Genomic DNA, 21,866 nt, shown 5'->3' with positions numbered 1-21,866 from the left:
GCGTATCATGCCCCAAATTCACCCTGCTGTAAAGGGGAAGTACTTAGCAAACTTAGGAATACTCCCAGCCCGTCGGTGTGAGAATTTGATATGGGCGATATAAACGCTTGTAGGACATTTTACGGTTTTCATCTATTTGATATCCGAGATAAACAAATTCTTTGTCCATGAGTTTTGCCAATCGGCACTGAATTAAAATTAACAGGGCGCCGAGGGAACGCTGTTCTTCGTCGGGGTCAAAATAGCTGTAAATTGCCGAAAGACTATTGGGTAAGGTATCTGTAACCGCAACCGCTAATAATTTATCGCCGTTATAGACTTCGATAAACGTCGGTGGCAACCAATGGCAAAAAAGAAAGTGATGATATTGATCTTCACTCGGGGGAAACATAGGGCCATCAAAATGCCGCTTACGAATGTAATGCTCATACAGGGCATATTGTTCAGCGGTTTGCTCCGAAGTAATTCGCCAGGTCAGATCTTGGTTTTTTGCTAAGGTCCGTTTTTGACGTTTCGATGGCACAAATTCATGCGCTGGCACACGAATAGGCTGGCACGCGCTGCACCTTGGGCAACGGGGTTTATAGATGGAGCCGCCACTGCGGCGAAAACCCACCGCGAGTAAACGCTCAAATAAAATGGGATCGAGCGTATCTTCTTGGATGACAAGTAGCTGCTCCTGCTGGCCATCGAGGTAGCTGCAGGGAAATATTTGACTGATACCGATAGCGATCGATGCTTTACTCGAGTTCAAGGATGACCTCTTTAGTGGTCCAAGTCGTTGGGTCCACGGGATTGTTTCTCAGTTCGCTAAGTAACGTTATAAAATCAATGCGTTTAATGGCTTTGGCTCCCAAACTTTCTAGGTGAGGATTCATCACTTGTGCATCGATGAGTTTGAATCCCATTTTGAGTAAATGCTGTTGCAGCGCTGCAACGGCGGCCTTGGACGCATTAGTTTTACGGTGAAACATGGATTCGCCGCAAAACACTTGGCCGATCGCTAAGCCGTAAAGCCCACCGATTAAACGTTCGCCTTCCCAGACTTCAATGGAATGGGCGTGACCTGTGTGATGCAGTTCGCGATAGGCGATTTGAATTTCTTGGGTGATCCAAGTGCCGCTCTGTTTTTCTCTTGGCTGCGCGCATCCCGCCATTACATCGGTGAAAGCGTGATTGATTGTGATCCGCCAAGGTTGTTTTTTTAAGTATTTCCGCAAACTTGTGCTGATGTGGACTTCACCTGGAATAAACACGGCGCGGGGATCGGGCGACCACCACAAAATAGGATCATCTGAGTTAAACCAAGGAAAAATACCGTTGTAGTAAGCCGAGAGTAAGCGTTCAGGGCGTAAGTCGCCGCCGATAGCCAATAACCCATTAGGATCGGTTAAGGCGAGTTCGGGTGAAGGAAAAGCTTCAAATTCGTGATTCAGAAAAGACAGTGACTTCACAATTGAGTATGATTTAGTTATAGACCTTATTATTAAGTTAGCGGAAATTCAGATATGTGGAAACCTACTCTAGCAAGCTTTATGTTTATTTTTGCGTTTATCATCAGCCCCGCGAGTGCAGGTTATGACCGTAATCAAGCTGTGCCTGTCGAGAAAGTGCTCTATGGCGATATTACCTCAGTACGTAATATCACTGAAACCCAGCTGATTGAAGACCGTAATCAAGGCTGGAAAACCTTTGGTGGCGCCTTAGCGGGTGGGGTGATTGGTAATCAGTTTGGTGGCGGTTCTGGCCGTGATGTAGCAACCATTTTAGGCGCTTTGATTGGTGGCAGTATTGGTAATCGTTATGGCAGTGGCACGAGCGTGCAGTCATTGAAGCTGGTTGAATTGATGATCAATCAAGAAGATGGCACCCAAGTTATGGTGATCCAAGACTATGATGCTGGCATGGTATTCAATGCGGGTGACAGAGTGCGAGTGGTCTACCTGCAAGGTGGTGTGCGTGTTGATATCGCGATGTAAGCGACTGTCTTATTTTGATTAAGTCGCCATTTTTAGTAAATGAACATCTTGAGTAAAGGACGGTAATGCAATGACACGGACAGAATTAACCCAATATTTAGCCGATTTTTTACATATCTCGGCGTTTAAAGATTACGCGCCCAATGGGCTTCAAATAGAAGGCAAGGATGAGATCCGCACCATAGTGACGGGCGTGACTGCGTGTCAGGCCTTGATCGATGAAGCGATTCGATTAAACGCCGATGCGATTTTGGTCCATCACGGCTTTTTTTGGAAGAATGAGCCTGAAGTGATCACTGGCATGAAACAACGCAGGATTAAGGCGCTACTCAAGCATGATATTAGTTTGTTTGGCTATCATTTGCCCTTAGATGCCCACCCAATGCTCGGTAATAACGCGACCTTAGGCAGGCAACTTGGGATCGTCGACGCAGAAGCCATCGAAGAGGTGGCTCAGGGGCTGCTGTGGCGTGGAAAACTTGATCTTGCGGTTAGTGCTAGCGAATTTTCTCACACCCTTGAGGATGCGTTAGGCAGAGCTCCACTGCACATAGGTGATGGCGATGCCAAGATCCAACATTTAGCTTGGTGTACTGGCGGCGCGCAGGATTATATCGATGTTGCGGCGAGTTTAGGTGTGGATGCGTTTATCAGTGGTGAAGTGTCCGAACGCACTTTCCACAGTGCGGTAGAGCAGGGCGTACATTATTTTGCGGCGGGGCACCATGCGACCGAGCGTTTTGGGATTCAAGCCTTAGGCCGTCATCTCGCCCGCGAGTTTGATTTAGTGCACCATTTTGTAGATATCACCAATCCGGTCTAATCCATTAATAAAGCGGCTTATGATGACTATCTAACCGTTTATCCCTAAACGAAAGGCGAGCATGGCTCGCCTTTTTGCTGTGAGTTATGGTGACTTATCAGCACTCAAACTTGTTCCTCTAGCTGATTTAGCAATTAGCTCTTAGCCTTTAGCAGCAGCTAGATCAGCTCCAAAGTTGACAATACAAAGATGCCTAAGGTGCACGTGATCAACGAGCAGACTGTGGTCAGCGCGATAATATTGGCTGCAAGGGATGCATTGCCACCCATGGCGCGTGCCATCACATAGCTGGCGGCTGCGGTGGGCGCAGAACTCATTAAAAAGACCAGCGCTAACTCAATCCCACGATAGCCCAACAGCAAGGCCCCAAGCGTGATAAAAAGCGGGGCAAAGATCAGTTTTAATGCGGTCGAGAACCAAGTCGAATGCTTTTCATGTTTGAGTGAACCAATATCGAGCGAACCGCCAGTGCACAGTAGCGCTAGTGGCAGGGTCATATTGGCAAAGTATTGGCCCGCATCAAGCACCATTTTCGGTACTGGAATAGCAAGTAAATAGAACAACATGCCGACCATAATGGCAATGATCAGTGGGTTTTTGGTGATGGTTTTAATAATCACGCCAAATGCGCGTTGGCTGGATTCTTCGCCTTTAGGGCTGAGGCAAATAACCGCTTGAATATTGTAGAGCAGCGTCATCGAGGCGACATAAACCGCAGCTAAAGCAACACCAGAACTGCCGTAGGCGTTGGAAACATAAGCTAAGCCAATAATCGCGGTATTGGCCCTGAATCCCCCTTGAATGATCACGCCTTGGTCTTTGTGCTTGGGAAATAGTCGTCCAGTTGCATAGGTGGATAATATAAAAAACAGCAGATTGGCCGCTAAACCATAGCCAATTAAGGGCGCACTGGAGGCGAGATCGTGATTGGAGCTAATAATGCTAAGGAACAGTAAGGCTGGCAGCGTCACGTTAAAGACTAATTTTGATGCGACATCAATAAAGTTTTCATTGATGATTTGGGTGCGTTTTAGGATCACTCCGAGCGCTAACATCAAACAGATTGGACCCGTAATCGAGGCAGAAAACAGCAACTGCTCAACGATATTTACCATAACTACTCCTCGAATGATTCACTGAACATTGCGTCGATTTTAGACCTGTCACAGATATGGATATCACACTGCAGCGAATGCCTTGTCGATAGAAATACGAGCATTAACTCGTTTTCTGAAACCTGTCACTTAAAGCAGTCGCTTAAACCTGTCAGCTAAACCTAGTGGCGTAAACTCAGTCTTTTAAAAGACGAATTGACACTCGGCGCCACGAAAAGGTTCAAACAATCGATATCAACAAATAAGGCCACATAAAATGCGGCCTTATTGATTTTCAAGCGTTAGCTAGCGCAGATTACTTAACCCGCATGCCAGGCTGTGCGCCTTCATGGGGTTCTAAAATCCACAGGTCGCTGCCACCAGGGCCTGCTGCTAACACCATGCCTTCAGACATGCCAAAACGCATCTTACGTGGCGCTAAGTTCGCCACCATTACAGTTAACTTGCCTTCGAGATCTTCTGGCGAATAAGCCGATTTGATCCCGGCAAACACTTGGCGCGTTTCACCACCGATGTCGAGTTGTAATTTGAGTAATTTGTCAGCGTCAGCAACATGTTCAGCTTTAACGATGCGAGCGATACGCAGGTCGATTTTAGCAAAATCATCAAAGTTGATGGTCTCACTGATAGGATCGTTAACCAGCGGCTCACTACTCACCGATGAAGCTTTAGCGGTTTTTTCAGGCGCAGCCGTCTTTGGCGCATCGGCCGTGACTTGCAGGTTATCCTTGGAATCAGCAACCATGGCATTGACTTTATCCAGCTCAACACGTTGCATCATGGCCTTGAATGGGGCGATTTCATGGCCCGCTAAATCTTGGCTCAATGCATCCCAAGTGAGTGGCAATTGGAAGAAGGCTTCTACATCTTGGGCTAAACGTGGCAATACAGGTTTTAGATAAGTCACTAAAATACGGAACAGATTCAAGGCGTTTGAACACACTTGATGTGCCGCTTCCTGTTGATCGTCATGTTTCACCATTTGCCAAGGTGCAGCATCGGCCACAAACCCGTTGGCAATATCCGCCAGCGCCATGATTTCGCGCATCGCTTTGCCGTATTCGCGCGACTCGTAAAAATCGGCAATCACGTCTTGCTTGGCTAAAAACGCTTCGGTCAGGGTGGTGTCGTTAATTTTCGCGAGCTTGCCATCGAAGCGTTTAGTGATAAAACCTGCGGTGCGCGAGGCTAAGTTCACTAGCTTACCGACTAAGTCTGAGTTCACGCGCTGGGCGAAATCTTCCAGATTTAAATCTAAATCGTCGATACGACTGCTGAGTTTGGCGGCGTAGTAGTAACGTAAATATTCAGGATCTAAATGATCTAAATAGGTGCGCGCCTTGATAAAGGTGCCTTTTGATTTTGACATTTTCGCGCCATTGACCGTCACATAGCCGTGGGCATAGACGCTGTTTGGCTGACGATAACCTGAGCCGTGCAGCATGGCTGGCCAGAACAGGCTGTGGAAGTAGACTATGTCTTTACCGATGAAGTGATAAACCTCAGCGGTTGAATCTTTACTCCAGAATTCATCAAAGCTCAGTTCTGGGCGTTTGTCGCACAGATTTTTGAATGAACCCATATAGCCGATAGGCGCATCTAACCACACGTAGAAATATTTGCCCGGTGCATCGGGGATTTCGAAACCAAAGTAAGGTGCATCACGGGTAATATCCCATTGCTGCAGACCTTGCTCGAACCATTCGTCGAGTTTATTGGCCATTTCTGTTTGCAGTGCACCCGAGCGAGTCCACTCTTTTAGCATGCCTTCAAAGGCAGGCAGGTCGAAGAAGAAGTGTTCAGTGTCTTTCATCACTGGCGTTGCACCCGATACCGCTGATTTTGGATTGATCAGTTCAGTTGGGCTGTAAGTCGCGCCGCAGGCATCACAGTTGTCACCGTATTGATCGGGCGATTTACACTTAGGACAAGTACCTTTTACGAAGCGGTCAGGTAGGAACATGGATTTCTCAGGATCGAACAGCTGAGAAATGCTCTTGCTTTTGATATAGCCATTCGCCCGCAGTTTTAAGTAAATATCACTCGCCAGCACGCGGTTTTCTTCACTGTGGGTGCTGTGATAATTATCGAAGGCGATATTAAAATCGGCGAAATCCTGCTGATGTTCTTTATTCACTTGGGCGATCATATCTTCAGGCGCTATGCCTAATTGCTGGGCTTTAAGCATGATCGGCGTGCCATGGGCATCATCGGCACAAATATAGTGGCACTCATGTCCACGAAGCTTTTGATAACGCGACCAGATATCTGTCTGGATGTATTCCAACATGTGACCTAAATGTATCGGTCCGTTTGCGTAGGGAAGTGCGCTGGTCACGAGAATTTTACGTTGTGAAGTTGCCATCTTGTCTCAAATATCGTGGTGGGCCAAAAATATTGGTAGAGATACTAACCGATTACAGGATGATTTTCATCAAAAGCTGAGCCGATTGAGCTAAATCTGCGCTAATGTTTTCTGCATTATCTGGTACACTTGGGCAAATTTATTGGTGGGGGTAATTCTTTTGTCTTCAACTCAAACTGATTATCGTCTAAATGACGATCTTCTCGGGCCAGTTCTGGCTATTCTCGATTCATTTGTTGACCCGTATCTCGCGAAAGGGTTAGTGAGCGCAGGATGCGTAAATAAACTGGCGTTGGAAGGTAAGCGTTTGCAGCTTGGCTTAGTCTATCCATACCCTTGCATGACCCAGTATCGCGACACAGTCATGGCGTTGACGAATAAGCTAGCAGTGCTCGATGCTATCGATGAAGTCGAATGTGAAATCGATTTTCAACCAAAAGCCTATTCAGCGTTATCTTCTATCGCACCGATTGCCAATGTGAAGCAAGTGATTGCCGTTGCCTCAGGTAAGGGTGGAGTGGGTAAGTCAACCACAGCTGTGAACTTAGCTTTGGCCCTCGCGGCTGAAGGCGCGCAGGTGGGTATTCTCGATGCGGATATTTACGGCCCGTCAGTGCCTATGATGCTAGGTATTCCTAATTTCAGACCGCTTTCCCCCGATGGCAAACACATGACCGCCGCCAGTGCCCATGGTATTGCTGCGCAATCGATTGGGTTTATGCTCAGCGGTGATGAAGCCGCTGTGTGGCGCGGCCCAATGGCTGCGGGCGCGTTAGCGCAACTACTCAATGAAACCCAATGGCCAGAGCTGGATTATTTAGTCGTCGATATGCCGCCGGGTACGGGTGATATTCAATTAACCCTGTCGCAAAAAGTGCCGGTGAGTGGCGCTGTTATCGTCACCACGCCGCAGGATATCGCGCTGGCAGATGCCAAGAAGGGCATCAATATGTTCCAGAAAGTGAACATTCCTGTGCTGGGGATCGTCGAAAACATGAGTTTCCATTTATGTCCCGAGTGTGGACATAAAGAACATCCATTTGGAACACACGGTGGCAGTAAAATCGCCGAGCGTTATCAAGTTCCACTGTTAGGCGCCTTGCCGCTGCACATCAATATCCGTGAAGCCATGGATAACGGTGCACCGACGGTCGTTGCCGAACCAGACAGTGAAGTAGCCGCACTTTATCGGGAAATTGCCCGTAAAGTGGGCGCAGAATTGGCTTTAAAGCAAAGCCAGAAAACAGTTTCTATTAGTGTTTCAGATGACGAGTAAGGTTTAAGGGTATGAATTCTCAGCAGTGTGTCATTATTGCAATTGCTGGCGCGTCAGCATCGGGCAAAAGTTTAATTGCCAAAACGATTTTTGACGAATTACGCCGCGATTTAGGCACAGATCAAATTGGGGTAATTAATGAAGACGCGTACTATCGCGATCAGAGTCATTTATCCATGGATGAACGGGTATTAACGAATTACGATCATCCTAAAGCGTTGGACCATCAACTGTTGTGCACCCATTTACAGTTGCTTAAGTCTGGCGAAGCTGTTGATATCCCTTGTTATAGCTACACAGAGCACACTCGTACAGCAGAAACTCTGACGATGACACCGAAAAAGGTGATCATTTTAGAAGGTATCTTACTGCTGACCGATCCTAAGTTACGTGCGTTGATGGACGCGAGTGTGTTTATGGACACGCCGCTGGACATTTGTTTCCTACGTCGCTTAACCCGTGATGTGGCAGAACGCGGCCGTACGATGGAATCTGTGATTTCTCAGTACAAGAAAACCGTGCGTCCTATGTTCTTACAGTTTATCGAACCGTCGAAACAATATGCCGATATTATCGTTCCCCGTGGCGGTAAGAATCGTATTGCGACCGATATTTTAAAGACTCGTATCCAACATTTACTGGCAAAATAACGACATAAAAACTCAAGGAGTAATAGGCAAGATGCGCTTAACCGATATCGAAATTGAACAGGCCCTTGATAACGGCACTATCGTAATAGAACCTCGCCCAGGTATAGAAGCTATTTCAGGCGTCAGTGTTGATGTGCGCTTAGGTGGACAGTTTCGCGTCTTTAAAGATCATACTGCGCCTTATATCGACTTGAGTGGTCCAAGCGTCGAGATGCAAGCCGCACTCGATCGGGTGATGAGTGAAATTATCGAAATCCCTGATGGCGAAGCGTTTTTCTTGCATCCTGGCGAATTGGCTTTGGCTGTGACTTACGAGAGCGTAACTTTACCCGCCGATATCGTCGGTTGGCTCGATGGTCGTTCATCATTGGCGCGTTTAGGCCTGATGGTGCACGTGACGGCGCACCGTATCGATCCGGGTTGGCAGGGTAAAATCGTGCTCGAGTTCTATAACAGCGGCAAGTTACCTTTGGCCCTGCGTCCTCGTATGACCATAGGCGCGCTTAACTTTGAACGCTTAAATCATGCGGTTGCACGTCCTTATAACACCCGTAAGAGTGCCAAGTACAAAGATCAGCAAGAAGCGGTGGCTAGCCGTATCAGTCAGGACTAAACACGTGTTTTGGGTGAATGGCGCATCGCAGGCGAGTATCGACCCTTCCGATCGAGGGCTTGCCTACGGTGATGGCCTGTTCGCGACTATGCGGACAGGCGCTGAGGGGATTTTATTTTTAGAGGCCCATCAAACTCGTTTAACCGCAGGCGCCGCAAGGCTTGGGTTTCAATGGCAAATGAGTGAAGCACTGCAACAGCAGCTTTATGCCTTAGCCATTGAATATCCTCATCATTGTATTAAGTTAATCGTTACCCGTGGTGTCGGTGGCCGTGGTTACACACCACCAGAAACAGTTAATCCGACCGAAATTGTCTCAGTTCATGCTATCCCAAGCCATTATGCAAAGTGGCAGCACGCGGGCATTTGCCTTAAAACCTCGTCGGTACGCTTAGGTTTGCAGCCCTTGTTGGCTGGGATAAAGCATTTAAATCGACTCGAACAAGTGTTGATTAAATCCCACCCTTTATCTCAGGGGTTTGATGACTGGTTAGTTAACGATATCGAAGACAATGTGATTGAATCTTCGATGGCGAATGTGTTTTTTATCAAAGGCAATCGCGTTATAACCCCTTCACTAACCCAGTGCGGCGTGGCGGGTGTGATGCGCGAACAGGTTATGTTAGCCTTGCTTGAACAGAACATGAATATCGAATGTTTGCCCGTTGGCGCCGAGCGTTTAATTGAATTTGACTCGGCGTTTATCACTAACAGCGTTTTAGGAATTGTGGATGTACTGGCGATAGACTCGCTCAAGTTCAGCCGTGCTCCGATTACCGCGCAACTTAGACAGACACTTTCACTTACCCTATGAAAAAACTCATTCTTATCGGCAGTTCAACCCTGTTGACCTTGCTGACATTAGTCTGTTTGGGCGCCTTTTGGGGCTATCAAACCGTCATTGAATACAGTCAAACGCCGCTGAGTCTCAGCGAGCCTAAAGAGCTGACCGTTGAACGCGGTACCAGTGTCAACCAACTTGCGCAGCAACTTGCCGACGATGGCGTGATTCAAGACAAGTGGAAACTCAAGTGGTTACTTAAGTTCCGCCCTGAGCTTGCTAAGATCCGCTCGGGTCTTTACGAAATTTCACCTTCACAAACCATTACCGATTTGCTGAATGATTTGATTGCCGGAAAAGTGAAAACCTTCAGTTTGACCTTAGTTGAAGGAAAAACCATCGTTGAATGGGAACAACAACTTGCCAGTGCGCCGCATTTACAGATGTCACCAGAGGTGTTTGCCGCTGTCTTGATGGCTCAGGGTGATGACTCAGGTTTGCCAGAGGGTAAATTCTTCCCCGACACCTATCATTATACTGCCGAGGCGGATGTTAAAGTCCTGCTGACTCAAAGCTATAAGATGATGGAGCAAGAGCTTGCCAAAGCGTGGGCGGAACGGGCACCAAACTTGCCGTTAAAATCCCCCTATGAAATGCTGATTTTGGCATCGATAGTCGAAAAGGAAACTGGCCAAGCCCATGAGCGTGAGCAAATCGCTGGCGTATTTGTCAATCGTCTCAACCAAGGCATGCGTCTGCAAACCGATCCGACGGTTATTTATGGCATGGGCGAACGCTATAAGGGCAATATCACCCGTAAAGATTTAGTCGAAGAGACGCCTTTTAACACTTACCGTATTTTTGGATTACCGCCGACGCCGATTGCAGCACCGAGCAAAGCCTCGCTGATGGCCGTATCTAAGCCCGCCAGCGTGAGTTATCTCTATTTCGTGTCACGCAACGATGGTACCCATGTGTTTTCAAGCACACTTGAAGCCCACAACCAAGCTGTAGATGTGTATCAGCGTAAGAAAAAACCGGCGACGCCAGAAAAATCACCAAAGTAAAAATGCAGAGAAAGAAAATCTAATGTCAGTTTTTGCAAAATTTATCGTTATTGAAGGTTTAGAAGGCGCGGGTAAGTCGAGTGCGATTAACCTTATTCGCGACTTTATTGAGAAACACACGGGTAAAGCGCCGATCTGCACCCGCGAGCCGGGTGGCACGCCACTGGCAGAACGTATCCGTGACTTAGTCAAAATTGCCGATGCGACCGATCCCTTGTGCGACGAGGCCGAGTGTTTACTCATCTATGCCGCCAGAGCCCAGTTGGTTGCCAATGTCATTAAGCCCGCGCTTGCAAAGGGTCAATGGGTATTGGGTGACAGACACAATTTATCGTCACTGGCCTATCAAGGTGGTGGCAGGGGCTTAATGCCGTTAGTGGAAGCGGTGAGCACTGCCACCCTAAAAGGCTTTAAACCCGATCTCACTTTGTACTTAGATTTAGATCCTAAGCTTGGACTAACCCGCGCGGCTAAACGCGGTGAGCTTGATAGAATTGAGCAACAAGCGATTGATTTCTTTGAACGGGCTCGCGCTACATATCTCAAACTTGCCAGCGAAGATGACAGCATAGTGGTTATCGATGCGAGTCAAACCATGGCTGAAGTGCATAAAGATATCTTAGCCGTGTTACAGGCGATGGCATGGTAGTTGAGTCTGGGTTTACGGCTGCGCAATTGCCTTGGCTCGAAGGGCCAAGGCAGGCATTTTTAGCGCAACTCACGCGGCAAAAAATGCCCCATGCGCAGCTTGTCGGCATTGATTCTGCTTATGGTGGTGAGCTGCTGAGTGTGTTTATGGCGCGTGCGGCCATGTGTTTGCAGCCAACACCGGTGGGGGCCTGCGGTTTTTGTAAGTCTTGTCAGCTCTTTGATGCGGGCAATCATCCCGATTTTTACCATATTGCTGCCGATGGCAATCAAATTAAAGTCGATCAAATTCGTGAGCTTTGCACGCGTCTGACGGCGACAGCCCAGCAAAGCGGTATGCGAGTGGCGATTATTCACCATAGCGAGCGACTTAACTCCGCAGCCGCCAACGCACTCCTTAAAACCCTTGAGGAGCCGGGTAAAGACACTTTACTGATATTGCAGTCGGATACGCCTGCACGTTTAATGGCGACGGTCAGCAGCCGTTGTCAGCGCATTCCCTTCGTTGTGCCAAGTCGAGAAATCATCAAAAACTGGTTAGCGCAACAATGTGATATCCAAGAGGATGTTACTTGGTGCTTGAGTGTGGTGGGTGGACCGCTAAAGTTGGCAGAGAGCTTGCAGTCTGAAGGTGGTCAACAGAGCCGTTATCAATCCTTGCTACAGTTTCGCAAAGATTGGGCCCAAAGTTTGTCGTCTGGTCATCTGTGTGCTAGTTTGTTAACTATAAGTGAACAACAAATAATTGATGTTCTTAAGGTTTTATACCTGCTTATACGACAGGTGTTACTGAAAAATAGCCACCAAGATGCGTTTATCCATGCGCAGCTCGGGAACTTGGCGGCCAAGATCATGGGAATGTGTCATAGCTTAACTACAATGCCGAGCGTCAATTATCTGGCTTTGTGTCAAAGTTATGTCTTAGAATATAGAGAGATAACAAATAAGTAATATGCCATGGTAGATCTCGTCGTTAATTTTGATACCTTACATCAGCTATATCGTGCCTATATGCCTTTTATTAAGCCGGCAGGATTATTCATTGCGACTAGTGAAGGGCATTACCTTGGCCAGCCACTGACGATTGCGTATCGCTTACCGGGCGCGACCATAACGAATGAATTTCGCGGTGTTGTGGTATGGATCAATCCCTTAGGTGCTTCGGGCGGCCGTCCTGTAGGCATTGGCATTAAAATTGTTTCTGAGCCCGATAGCCATAAACACCACATCGAAAAGTTACTGTCCCGCGAACTGGCCTCCGGCGATCTAACCTGCACTATGTAGCTTGGCCCGCATTCTTGCTCTAATTTGAACCTTGCACTGTCTTAAACGTTCCTATTTCAATATCTTGCTGGTTTGAATTTTCAAATTTTTATATTTACTCACTCTCTAAACTGATACTTCACCTTCGCGGAATTTGACCTCGATCCCTTGGCTGGGTATCCTTGTCGTCCTTTTGTTATTCAGCTTGGAAATCCCTGTGCTTATTGATTCACACTGCCATCTCGATCGCCTGAAAGCGGCGCCTGATCAACAAACCCTAGAACATATTCTGGCCAGCGCGAAAGCCCGTGGTGTGGACTATATGCTATGCGTCAATGTGCGCCAGCAGGGATTTGAATCGATGCGAGATAAAGTTGCAGCCTTCGATCAGGTATTTTTGTCATCGGGCGTGCATCCATTAGACGTTAAAGAAGGGCTTGATGTTGAGCAAATCCGTCGCTTTGCCACCGATCCTAAAGTGGTCGCGATTGGTGAAACTGGCCTAGATTATTTTTATGCCGACGAAACTAAACTGCTGCAACAACAATGTTTTGAGCAGCAGATTGCCCTTGCGGTCGAAGTGAATAAACCTTTGATTGTCCATACCCGCGATGCGCGTGAAGATACTATCACTATGCTTAAGCAGGGCAACGCGGATAAAGTCGGCGGCGTACTGCATTGCTTTACCGAGAACTGGGAAATGGCGAAAGCGGCGATTGATCTTGGTTTTTACATTTCAGTATCAGGCATAGTCACTTTTAAAAATGCCGGTGAACTTCGCACTGTTATCCGTAAAGTGCCGCAGGACCGCCTGTTGGTTGAAACTGACTCGCCCTATTTGGCGCCTATTCCACACCGTGGACAAGAAAACCAGCCCGCCTATGTGCGGGATGTTGCTGAGTTTGTGGCCGAGCTTAGAGGTGAGCGCTACGAAGATCTTGCTGAGTACACCAGTAATAACTTCTTTAATTTATTCAAAGATGCGGCGCGTTTAGTCGGCCGTTAGTTTTAAGTGCTTTGACCCACGTTATGCGATTGCGTGATTGCCAATACTGAGACATAAAGGATCAGGCAAAAAGCTCAGGCATAAAGGCACTGGGATAAAGACATTGGCATAAAGACACTGGCATAAAAAAAGGCCCAAAACGATGAAAGCTGTTTGGGCCTAGGGGAATGGCTCGTTGAAGAGCCGTGCGCTTTACAATAGACTCAGTGTAGTCGAGCTTTTGCCCTAGAGTCGCGTTCACCTTCCCCTTTTTTAGGTTATTTATCGCTAAAAAACAGCAGAACTATAACGATTTTGTCTGTTCTGGTAGCAATAACACTTTATCTTTCACTAAGTCTCTGGGCAGGTTGTTTTTTAACTTATTGCCTAAATGTTTCGCCATGCCTAATGGTGCGCCGCCATAACAGACGATCACTTCACCTTGGGCTTTTCCTGCGGTAGCTAAAGGAATATCTCGCCCCATCAAATACTCTTTGGCTTCAGCATCACTCACATCGACCGTTTTTGCCGTTGGGCTAAGTTGTTTTCCCGCTAAAGCAATAATCGCTTCATGGCGGACTTTAAACCCGTGCTTACTGTTATCGGCGAGTTTAATGCCAATACGCTGAAAGCGCATACGGCCGATAAACGCGTTAAATTCTTTCGGAAACAACCAAAATTCATCATCGCGAACCATGATGAGTTCGTCTGGTAAGCTGATGCCTAAATCCTGCTGAAAATAATCTTTGATCCCTTGGGCTTGTTTCGCTGATGCGGGCGTGAAGGGGAAGTTTTTCTGCAGTTTAGGCTCTGGCTGTAACCGCGGCACAGAGGTCGTTTTGGTTAATTTAGCGACAAAGAAACCTTCACTATCGTAAATCTGCGGCCAGACATGCAAGAAGCCTTCGGCAGTCGTGGCTCGCTCAGCGCCATCAAATAAATCACTTAAGGATTCAAATTGCACGGCATCGCCGTAGACTTGTTTTAAATACTCGCACACGCCTTGGTTTTCGAGACGGTTTAAGGTGCAGGTCGAGTAAACTAAACTGCCGCCGGGTTTCAGGGCGAGAAACGCCGATTCGATTAAGGCTTTTTGGGTTTCACTAATGGCCAACACATCGTCAAGACTCCAATGTTTTAGCGCATCGGCGTCTTTACGCACTGTACCTTCACCGCCACAGGGGGCATCGATAAGCACTGCATCGAAGCTTTCGTATAGATATTCGCCAAACACACGGCCATCGAAATGGGTGAGGGCGCAGTGACTCGCGCCCATGCGTAGCACATTGGCGTGCAATACTTTTACGCGGCTCGCCGAATACTCATTCGCCACCAATAAACCTTGGTTTTGCATTAATGCGGCCATTTGCGTGGTTTTTGAACCCGGCGCAGAGGCGAGATCGAGAACGCACTGCCAATGTGCATTCGGTGTAAAAAGTGCGGTCGGCGGCAACATAGAGCTGGCTTCTTGAATGTAGAATAAGCCCTGAATGTGCTCTAAGGCATTGCCGAGCTGTTCTTCTTCATCGTAGCTGATCCAAAATCCGTCTTCACACCAAGGAATAGGATCAAATGTCCAGCCCTTAGGTTGCATCAAGGTCTTAAAGTCGTCGCTGCTGATTTTTAAGGTATTGACCCGAATTGAACGTCTAAGCGGCCTGTCGCAAGCGGCAATAAACTCGTCCATGGATAAATGGGCGGGGAGTTCTTGGGTGATTGTATCGATAAAATTTTGATTTAATTGAACCATTGATTTCATTGAACCATAGGAAAATAGACTGTGTATCAACTGGCGTGAGTATATCATAATCCCTTATTGGGTCTGAGATTTTATCCCGAGCCGCTAAGGTTGCTATTGTGATTTAATGTTTATGCTTTGACGATTTGAGCGATATTGGAATGAGTCGCCATAAAGCTAGCACTCAGTAGCCATGAGCTAATAGAATAAAAACAAATAAAAATAAGGGGATTAGCGTGCTGAATCGCGTGTGGTTGGCTTTTTTTATCACGGCATTGTTGGCAATAGCGGTGCAACTGTTCAATGGGCACATAGAAGTCCTATCGGCTTCGGTCGCGGCATTATTTGCGAGTGCTAAGCTTGCCGCCGAAATTTCCCTTGGGCTGATTGGCGTACTTTCCCTATGGATGGGATTGATGCAGGTGGGCGAGAAGGCCGGAGTAGTCGGCGCCATCGCCTTTGTGTTTGAACCCTTACTGCGCCGCTTGATGCCAGAAGTGCCCAAGGGCCATCCCGCCTTTGGCAGTATCACAATGAATTTAACGGCGAATATCTTCGGTTTAGATAATGCCGCCACACCACTTGGTTTAAAGGCCATGCATGATTTGCAGAGTCTTAATCCGTTAAAAACCGTGGCGACCAATGCGCAAATCTTATTCTTAGTACTCAATACTTCCTCTGTGACCTTAGTGCCTGTGACGGTATTCCTTTACCGTGCCCAGCAAGGTGCAGCTGCGCCTGCGGATATTTTCCTGCCGATTTTACTCGCAACCTCGGCCTCGACATTGGCAGGCTTACTGGTTGTGGCGTTAGTGCAGCGGATTTCGTTATTAAACTCAGTGGTGCTCGGTTATGGCGCCTTGATGCTCTCTGGCTTAGTGGCGAGTGGTTTTTATCTGATGACCTTAAGTGCGGAAGCCATTGGTACAGTGTCGACGGCCATGGGCAATGGTATCTTACTGTTACTGGTTTTTACCTTTGTGATCGTTGCGGGCATTCGCAAGGTGGCGGTTTATGATGAGTTTATTGAAGGGGCGAAGGCGGGTTTTGCTCAATCTATCCAACTGATCCCTTATTTACTCGCCATGTTATTAGCTATAGGTTTACTGCGCGCATCCGGCGCCTTGGATTATCTGTTGCACTTGATTGCCAGTGGCGTGCGGATATTGGGTTTTGATACGCGTTTTGTCGATGCTATGCCGACCGCGCTGATGAAACCTTTTAGTGGCTCAGGCGCCAGAGCTATGATGCTTGAGACAATGGATCACCACGGAGTAGATTCTTTTGCGGGCCGATTAGCGGCGATTTTTCAGGGCAGCACTGAAACTACTTTTTATGTTCTCGCCGTGTATTTTGGTTCTGTGGGTATTCGCCATGGCCGCCACGCCTTAGCCTGTGGGTTAACCGCAGATTTCGCGGGGATCAGCGCCGCGATCGCCGTTTGCTATTGGTTCTATGGTTAACAGTATGGTAAGGGTTTTAAGTGCCCAGGAATGTGCCAATAACATTGTGAGAAGCTAAAAATCAATCAGGCGCATTATGCGCCTGATTGATTTGTAAGAGCTTTAATATTAGGGAGTTGGTGTAAGTATTTTGCTGAAAAGGATTACTGGGCGGGTGCCCATTCCTGCCATTCGTTTTCAGCTTTATGCTGCAATCTTAATACTGTTCCTGCTGCTAAACGATTACCTTCTTGAGTCGTGTCCTTAGTCGCGACATTGATGCCGCCAGCGAGTAAGGTTTCCAGCGAGCCCGCTTCGATTTGCGCACCTGAAAAGAGGCCAACATCGACTTTAATCCCTGAAGCATCCCAGAACTGACTGCTCTGATTCACTAAGTGACTGTACTGCGGCTCGATATGGGCCTGCATCAATACACTATTACCCTGTGTCGATAGGCTATAACCGTCGATTTGACCGACTTTAATCCCTCGGAAGAAGATAGGTGTGCCGACTTTCATCGAGCCTAAGTTGTTATCTTCTAAGGTGAATTTAAGCGCATCTTCGGCAACATTGGCATAGCTGCTGGCAGCGAGGTTGGCGATAAACTGGGTCGCTGTTTGACTGCTTATACCCGGCAGTACACCGATATAAGGGCCAGTTAACAAGGTATCAGGCGCTTTAATTCCCGCCAGAGAAATTTGCGCATCCACTAAATGATATTCACAGTCGCTGCGGCTGAAATGCTCGGCGTATTCGCCGTAGAGATAGGCAGTTGCAGTGAGTGTATTGAGATCAGCATTGAGTTTCACCTGCGACACTTCACCTACTTGATGACCTTGATAACGAATCGCTGCCTTGGCGGTAAGCTTGCTTGAAGCGGGTAAGGTGAGGCGAATTGCCTGCGCCTGAGTTAATGCCAGTTGCTTGCTTTCATAGAGTTTTAAGTTAGCGGCATTGCTGGCTTTATCACTGCTATCAAGCAATCCCAAACTAATGCTGCCCTTTAATGCTCCTTGAAGCGGCGCGACCGTAACATCAATACCGGCAAGACTGGCGCTGATATCGACAGCGCTGTTACGCCAGAACACATGAGGCTTTTTCAGCAAGGGCTGGAACTGTTTGTCGATAGCGAGCTTGATAGCAAAGTCTTCGGTTTTGCTTTGCCAGTTCACTGAGTCAACTGTGCCAATTTGCATTTTTTTATAGTAAATCGGTGAGCCTTGGCTGACATCGGCGCCATCTTGACTGATTAACGTTAAATGCACTTGCTGCTGACGATCATAAAAAGTTGTCGCGGTATCCACAGAGCTAAAGAGGGTTAGAGCGCTGTTAGCAGCTAAAGGTGTGCCGCTATGGCCTTGGATCAAGCTAACTGCACCTTGAGTGAGCGTTGTAAAATCCCTTGCTTTGACTGAGACACCATCTAACGATGCGTTTACCGTTAATGCTGACTCAGGCACAAAATAGCTGTCACTGCGAATAAGGCCTGCAAACTCAGGTTGTAGCTCGAGTTGATATTCTACCGCCGATAAATCTTTGGTTAACTTAACCGCAAGCACAGAGCCAATGGGGATTTGCTTAAAGCGAACTTCGGCGCCCGCTGAAATGCCCATGTTTTCGGCTGAGGTTAAGGTCAAGAAACGCTTCTTTGATTGCAGTAAGTCAGGTGCCTTTGATTGCAAGGCAAAACTGCTTGGTACCGCCGTTTTAGTATTAATGCCTGGCAGGAAGTTGATCACGCTACCCGTCAGTAAACGCTCTGGATTTTTAATGCCTGAGAGGGAAATATCGGCACCTTCAAGCCAAAACACGCCGTCGTTAGTTAACAGTGCACCGTATTGAGGTTCAAACTTAGCCACAGCTGTAACACCATTGGACGTGAGTTGCTTGCTTAAAATACTGCCGATATTGATGCCGCGATAAACAATGCGAGTGCCTTTGTCGACGCCGTTAGCATCAGCCATGGTTAGGTTTATTTCTATGCCGCCAAGGGCTGTGGTTTCTGAATCATAAAGCGAAAAAACGTCGCCGTTTTTGGCAATATCCGCGTTATCGTCAGAGCTGAAACTCACGCCGCCAGCCAGAATGGATGCCAAACTCTCAGAGCTGACTTTAACCCCAGTCAGTGATGCATCAATTTTAACGCCGGAGACATTCCAAAAGTGAGAGTTTTTCTTCACTAATCGCGCGTATTGCTCTTGAATAAAAGCGCTGATGATGACTCTTTGATTGCCATCTAGACGATAGCTGACCACACTGCCCACAGGGATTTGGCGGAAAAATATTGGCGAGCCAACATCGAGCGAACCGAGTTTGTCTGAGGTCAGTTCGACCATCACACCTTCTGAGCCGATTTGCATCGGCGGCGGTTGGCGTTCAGCCTCGAAGAAGGTTGACGCATTACCTTTGCCCGGTTGAATCGCGATGTAGTTACCCGAAAACAGTGCATCTAAGCCTTCAACACCTGTGATACTGGCCTTAGGGGTGACAAGCCAGAAGAGGGTTTCTTTATTTAAGAAAGGCTTAGCGCGGTAGTCCATCATGACCTTAACGTTTACGCCTTTGAGATCTTCATCTATGCCAATGTCTTTTACTTTACCGACAGTCAAGCCTTGGTATTTGACTAAGGTTTTACCTACGTCAATCCCAGTGGCGCTCGGAAAGTGAATTTGAATTTCAACGCCCGATTCTTTAATGCTCTTAATGCCCAGCCACGCACCCAATGCCAACGCGACAATAGGCAGTAGCCAAATGGGCGAAAAGAGTTTTTTCTTTACAACTTTCGGCGATTCAATTTGTGTCATCTTGAGGTTCCAATCGATCCCAGAGTAAACGAGTGTCTAACACTTTTGCGGCTAACTGAGTTAACAGAATAACCAAGGCAAATGCGGTCGCTGCAGGCGCGGGTTTAGCATCGAGTAGTTGTCCCATATTCACTAATGCCACTGTGATTGAGATGACAAATAAATCGAGCATAGACCAACGACCAATCCATTCGATGATGTGAAAACCCACCATCAATTTCTTTTTTGAAATCGGAATATCAAAGCTGATCGCACACAGATAAATGGATAAGCCGATGATTTTAATCCATGGCACTAAAATACTGGCGGTAAAGACTATGATGGCAATAGGCAGCATATCTGAATGCACTAAATGCAAAATACCCGAAAAAATGGTGTCGTGCCGTACTTGCCCTTGATTGGTCAGCATAGTGATTGGGTAAATGTTGGCAGGCACCAGCAAGATGGCAGCGGTAATCAACAAAGCCCAACTTTTTTGTAGGCTGGAATAGTCTCTGACATGAAGTTCGGCTTCACAGCGTTGGCAGTGGGTGAGGTCACTACTATTGAGCTGGCGGCACACCTTACACAGACACAGGCCGATATCTTTACCTTGTTGCTTCATATCAGCGATGACCTTCCAATAACGTCCACATGTGCTCTAAGTCGTATTCTCTTTGCAGAAACAAGGTCACGAGAAACAACATAGTGAAGCAAAATGTGCCCATGCCAAAATAAATATCCGAAAAATCAGAAAGCTGGAACGATGAAACCAAAAAGCTGATCACATAAATTTCCAGCATAGTGAGTTGTGATAATACGCCATGAAACTTCAGTAATTGTTTTAATGAGTTACGCCAAAAAAGGCGACTCAGTCCCCATTTCACAATCAAAATCTGCGTCAATATCGATAACAGTAATAAGCCTGGACCAATGACAGCGGCGGCAAGCACGGCTAAACCTACAACCCAATAACCTTGGTCAAATACCGCAAACGCGCCCTGAAAAACCGTGGTGGTGCGAATGCTGCCGAAAAAGTGAATTTCGAGTACGGGTAAAAAATTGGCAGGAAAATAAAACACTAATGCCGAAATACATAGGGCGAGCATGCCATTTACAGAACAGTAGGGAGTGTCATAGAGTGCTGTGCCACAACGGGGACAGAGGGCTCTAACGCCGCTTGGCAAGGCACGTTTGCGGACTGCTAAATCGCAGGAACGGCAAAGGATTACTGAATTTTCTGCTGCGTTTTCATGCATATAAAAATATTATATTAGCCTAAATAGGAGTAATAACAGCGAGTTCGGTGCAAAGTGTAGTGCTAATCAGTCGTTCTGCACAGTCTAGCGCTTTATAATCTTGGCAACGAAAGTACGCTAATAATATCAGATTAATCAGAACACTTGCATCACAAGTTCAATCTATGTCACTCTAGCTACTGTATATAAAAACAGTGCGAGGGCAGTCATGGCAGTAATAACACAGTTTGTCGTGGTCAGAGAAGGGGTTGAAAAGATGACATTCACATCTAAGAAGGAGGCTGATGCCTACGATAAGATGCTCGATATCGCCGATAACCTTATCCCCTTCATTCAAAAAGCTGATTTAGGTATAGATGAAAGCGTGGCCGAAAAGCTCGCATTCTATTTTGCTAACAATAAAGATGAGCTGACGAACTTGCTTAAAGGTGTCGTTCAGGTTAATAGTACGCCAACGAATTCACCTGCTGCGAAAAAAGCGGCTAAAAAGACCGAAGTAGCAGAATAAAATTGTTAGGAAATGTAATGAAATCGAAATTTTATGAGTCACTTAACCGTCAAGCCTTGGCCTTGTTGGAAGGGGAAGACGACCTTGTTGCGGCAATGGCGAATTTTTCAGCCTTACTCAATGATAATTTGACTGAGCTGAACTGGGTGGGATTCTACGTTATGCGTGGCGAACAACTGGTACTAGGCCCGTTTCAAGGTAAAGTGGCTTGTACACGCATTCCGCTAGGAAAAGGCGTGTGTGGTACGGCGGCATTCACCAATCAAACCCAGCGAGTGGCCGATGTTCATCAATTTGATGGCCATATTGCCTGTGATTCTGCCAGTAATTCTGAAATCGTTGTGCCAGTTCGTGCCCAAGGTAACGTGGTTGCCGTGCTCGATATTGACAGCCCAATCTTCGATCGTTTCGATGAAGAAGACCAAAAGGGGCTGGAATTACTGGTTAAAAGTTTTGAAAACTGCCTATTTGATTAATTTGCGTACAATAACGCATAATTCATAGTCGCAATCGGTGGCGTGCGCCTTATAATATGCGCCTGCACGCATTAAGCTGGTTTGATTGGCATGCA

General features: G+C 47.1%; 22 protein-coding genes. 14 read left to right on the top strand and 8 right to left on the bottom strand.

Going from position 1 to position 21,866, the window contains the following annotated elements; translation table 11 throughout:
• Positions 1-52: 52 nt before the first annotated feature.
• Positions 53-754 carry an arginyltransferase gene (locus K5Q99_RS06215; RefSeq protein WP_220776365.1) on the bottom strand — a complete coding sequence of 234 codons (702 nt, stop codon included), beginning with the start codon at positions 752-754 and terminating at the stop codon, positions 53-55.
• Entirely contained in the window at positions 741-1,454 is a 714-nt protein-coding gene (gene aat, locus K5Q99_RS06210; protein WP_220776364.1) for a leucyl/phenylalanyl-tRNA--protein transferase, read from the bottom strand. Before aat ends, K5Q99_RS06215 begins: the two co-directional genes overlap by 14 nt.
• Positions 1,455-1,508: 54 nt before the next feature.
• On the opposite strand from aat, the gene K5Q99_RS06205 reads away from it, so the two are divergent.
• On the top strand, positions 1,509-1,979 hold the full coding sequence (locus K5Q99_RS06205) for an outer membrane lipoprotein (RefSeq protein WP_220776363.1): 471 nt from the start codon (positions 1,509-1,511) through the stop codon (positions 1,977-1,979).
• A gap of 70 nt (positions 1,980-2,049) precedes the next feature.
• Positions 2,050-2,802, top strand: a complete 753-nt coding sequence (locus K5Q99_RS06200) for a Nif3-like dinuclear metal center hexameric protein (RefSeq protein WP_220776362.1) — start codon at positions 2,050-2,052, stop codon at positions 2,800-2,802.
• Positions 2,803-2,960: 158 nt separating this feature from the next.
• Here the strand turns inward: K5Q99_RS06200 and K5Q99_RS06195 are convergent, their stop codons facing one another.
• Entirely contained in the window at positions 2,961-3,917 is a 957-nt protein-coding gene (locus tag K5Q99_RS06195) for an AEC family transporter (RefSeq protein WP_220776361.1), read from the bottom strand.
• Positions 3,918-4,212: 295 nt separating this feature from the next.
• Positions 4,213-6,282 carry a methionine--tRNA ligase gene (metG, locus tag K5Q99_RS06190; protein ID WP_220776360.1) on the bottom strand — a complete coding sequence of 690 codons (2,070 nt, stop codon included), beginning with the start codon at positions 6,280-6,282 and terminating at the stop codon, positions 4,213-4,215.
• 160 nt (positions 6,283-6,442) lie between these two features.
• On the opposite strand from metG, the gene apbC reads away from it, so the two are divergent.
• The 9 genes from apbC (at position 6,443) to K5Q99_RS06145 (ending at position 13,586) form a co-directional block, all read left to right on the top strand.
• The gene (apbC, locus tag K5Q99_RS06185; RefSeq protein ID WP_006081927.1) at positions 6,443-7,558 is read left to right on the top strand and encodes an iron-sulfur cluster carrier protein ApbC; all 1,116 of its coding nucleotides are present in this window, start codon (positions 6,443-6,445) and stop codon (positions 7,556-7,558) included.
• Between the two features lie 11 nt (positions 7,559-7,569).
• On the top strand, positions 7,570-8,208 hold the full coding sequence (gene udk, locus K5Q99_RS06180) for a uridine kinase (RefSeq protein WP_011846994.1): 639 nt from the start codon (positions 7,570-7,572) through the stop codon (positions 8,206-8,208).
• 31 nt (positions 8,209-8,239) lie between these two features.
• Entirely contained in the window at positions 8,240-8,821 is a 582-nt protein-coding gene (dcd, locus tag K5Q99_RS06175) for a dCTP deaminase (RefSeq protein ID WP_006081925.1), read from the top strand.
• A gap of 4 nt (positions 8,822-8,825) precedes the next feature.
• Positions 8,826-9,635, top strand: a complete 810-nt coding sequence (gene pabC, locus K5Q99_RS06170) for an aminodeoxychorismate lyase (protein WP_220776359.1) — start codon at positions 8,826-8,828, stop codon at positions 9,633-9,635.
• Positions 9,632-10,669, top strand: coding sequence for an endolytic transglycosylase MltG (gene mltG / locus K5Q99_RS06165; RefSeq protein WP_220776358.1), 1,038 nt, complete (start codon positions 9,632-9,634; stop codon positions 10,667-10,669). The genes pabC and mltG overlap by 4 nt, the downstream gene beginning before the upstream one ends.
• Before the next feature lie 22 nt (positions 10,670-10,691).
• Positions 10,692-11,318 (top strand): dTMP kinase, encoded by a 627-nt coding sequence (gene tmk, locus K5Q99_RS06160; protein ID WP_106650716.1) that lies wholly within the window; start codon positions 10,692-10,694, stop codon positions 11,316-11,318.
• Complete coding sequence (gene holB / locus K5Q99_RS06155) at positions 11,312-12,268, top strand: DNA polymerase III subunit delta' (RefSeq protein ID WP_220776357.1); 957 nt, start codon at positions 11,312-11,314, stop codon at positions 12,266-12,268. The genes tmk and holB overlap by 7 nt, the downstream gene beginning before the upstream one ends.
• Positions 12,269-12,274: 6 nt before the next feature.
• Complete coding sequence (locus tag K5Q99_RS06150) at positions 12,275-12,601, top strand: PilZ domain-containing protein (protein ID WP_006081920.1); 327 nt, start codon at positions 12,275-12,277, stop codon at positions 12,599-12,601.
• Between the two features lie 196 nt (positions 12,602-12,797).
• Positions 12,798-13,586: a TatD family hydrolase gene (locus tag K5Q99_RS06145; RefSeq protein ID WP_006086270.1), complete on the top strand. Its 789-nt coding sequence runs from the start codon at positions 12,798-12,800 to the stop codon at positions 13,584-13,586.
• A 283-nt stretch (positions 13,587-13,869) separates the two neighbouring features.
• Here K5Q99_RS06145 and rsmF read toward each other — a convergent pair whose 3' ends face one another.
• Complete coding sequence (gene rsmF, locus K5Q99_RS06140; RefSeq protein WP_220776356.1) at positions 13,870-15,315, bottom strand: 16S rRNA (cytosine(1407)-C(5))-methyltransferase RsmF; 1,446 nt, start codon at positions 15,313-15,315, stop codon at positions 13,870-13,872.
• A gap of 224 nt (positions 15,316-15,539) precedes the next feature.
• On the opposite strand from rsmF, the gene K5Q99_RS06135 reads away from it, so the two are divergent.
• Entirely contained in the window at positions 15,540-16,766 is a 1,227-nt protein-coding gene (locus tag K5Q99_RS06135) for a spore maturation protein (RefSeq protein WP_220776355.1), read from the top strand.
• A 143-nt stretch (positions 16,767-16,909) separates the two neighbouring features.
• Here K5Q99_RS06135 and K5Q99_RS06130 read toward each other — a convergent pair whose 3' ends face one another.
• The 3 genes from K5Q99_RS06130 to K5Q99_RS06120 are packed head-to-tail and all read right to left on the bottom strand — an operon-like array spanning position 16,910 to position 20,787.
• Positions 16,910-19,549 carry a PqiB family protein gene (locus K5Q99_RS06130; RefSeq protein WP_220776354.1) on the bottom strand — a complete coding sequence of 880 codons (2,640 nt, stop codon included), beginning with the start codon at positions 19,547-19,549 and terminating at the stop codon, positions 16,910-16,912.
• Complete coding sequence (locus K5Q99_RS06125) at positions 19,536-20,153, bottom strand: paraquat-inducible protein A (RefSeq protein ID WP_220776353.1); 618 nt, start codon at positions 20,151-20,153, stop codon at positions 19,536-19,538. Before K5Q99_RS06125 ends, K5Q99_RS06130 begins: the two co-directional genes overlap by 14 nt.
• Position 20,154: 1 nt before the next feature.
• Positions 20,155-20,787, bottom strand: coding sequence for a paraquat-inducible protein A (locus tag K5Q99_RS06120; protein WP_220776352.1), 633 nt, complete (start codon positions 20,785-20,787; stop codon positions 20,155-20,157).
• A 208-nt stretch (positions 20,788-20,995) separates the two neighbouring features.
• On the opposite strand from K5Q99_RS06120, the gene K5Q99_RS06115 reads away from it, so the two are divergent.
• Both K5Q99_RS06115 and msrC read left to right on the top strand, forming a co-directional pair.
• Positions 20,996-21,295, top strand: coding sequence for a YebG family protein (locus K5Q99_RS06115; protein ID WP_106650710.1), 300 nt, complete (start codon positions 20,996-20,998; stop codon positions 21,293-21,295).
• A 17-nt stretch (positions 21,296-21,312) separates the two neighbouring features.
• Positions 21,313-21,771 carry a free L-methionine (R)-S-oxide reductase MsrC gene (gene msrC / locus K5Q99_RS06110; protein WP_028759760.1) on the top strand — a complete coding sequence of 153 codons (459 nt, stop codon included), beginning with the start codon at positions 21,313-21,315 and terminating at the stop codon, positions 21,769-21,771.
• The last annotated feature ends 95 nt before the right edge of the window (positions 21,772-21,866 follow it).

This window comes from Shewanella hafniensis (assembly GCF_019655335.1).
Lineage (GTDB): Bacteria > Pseudomonadota > Gammaproteobacteria > Enterobacterales > Shewanellaceae > Shewanella > Shewanella hafniensis.
This window is presented reverse-complemented; position numbering and strand designations above follow the sequence as displayed.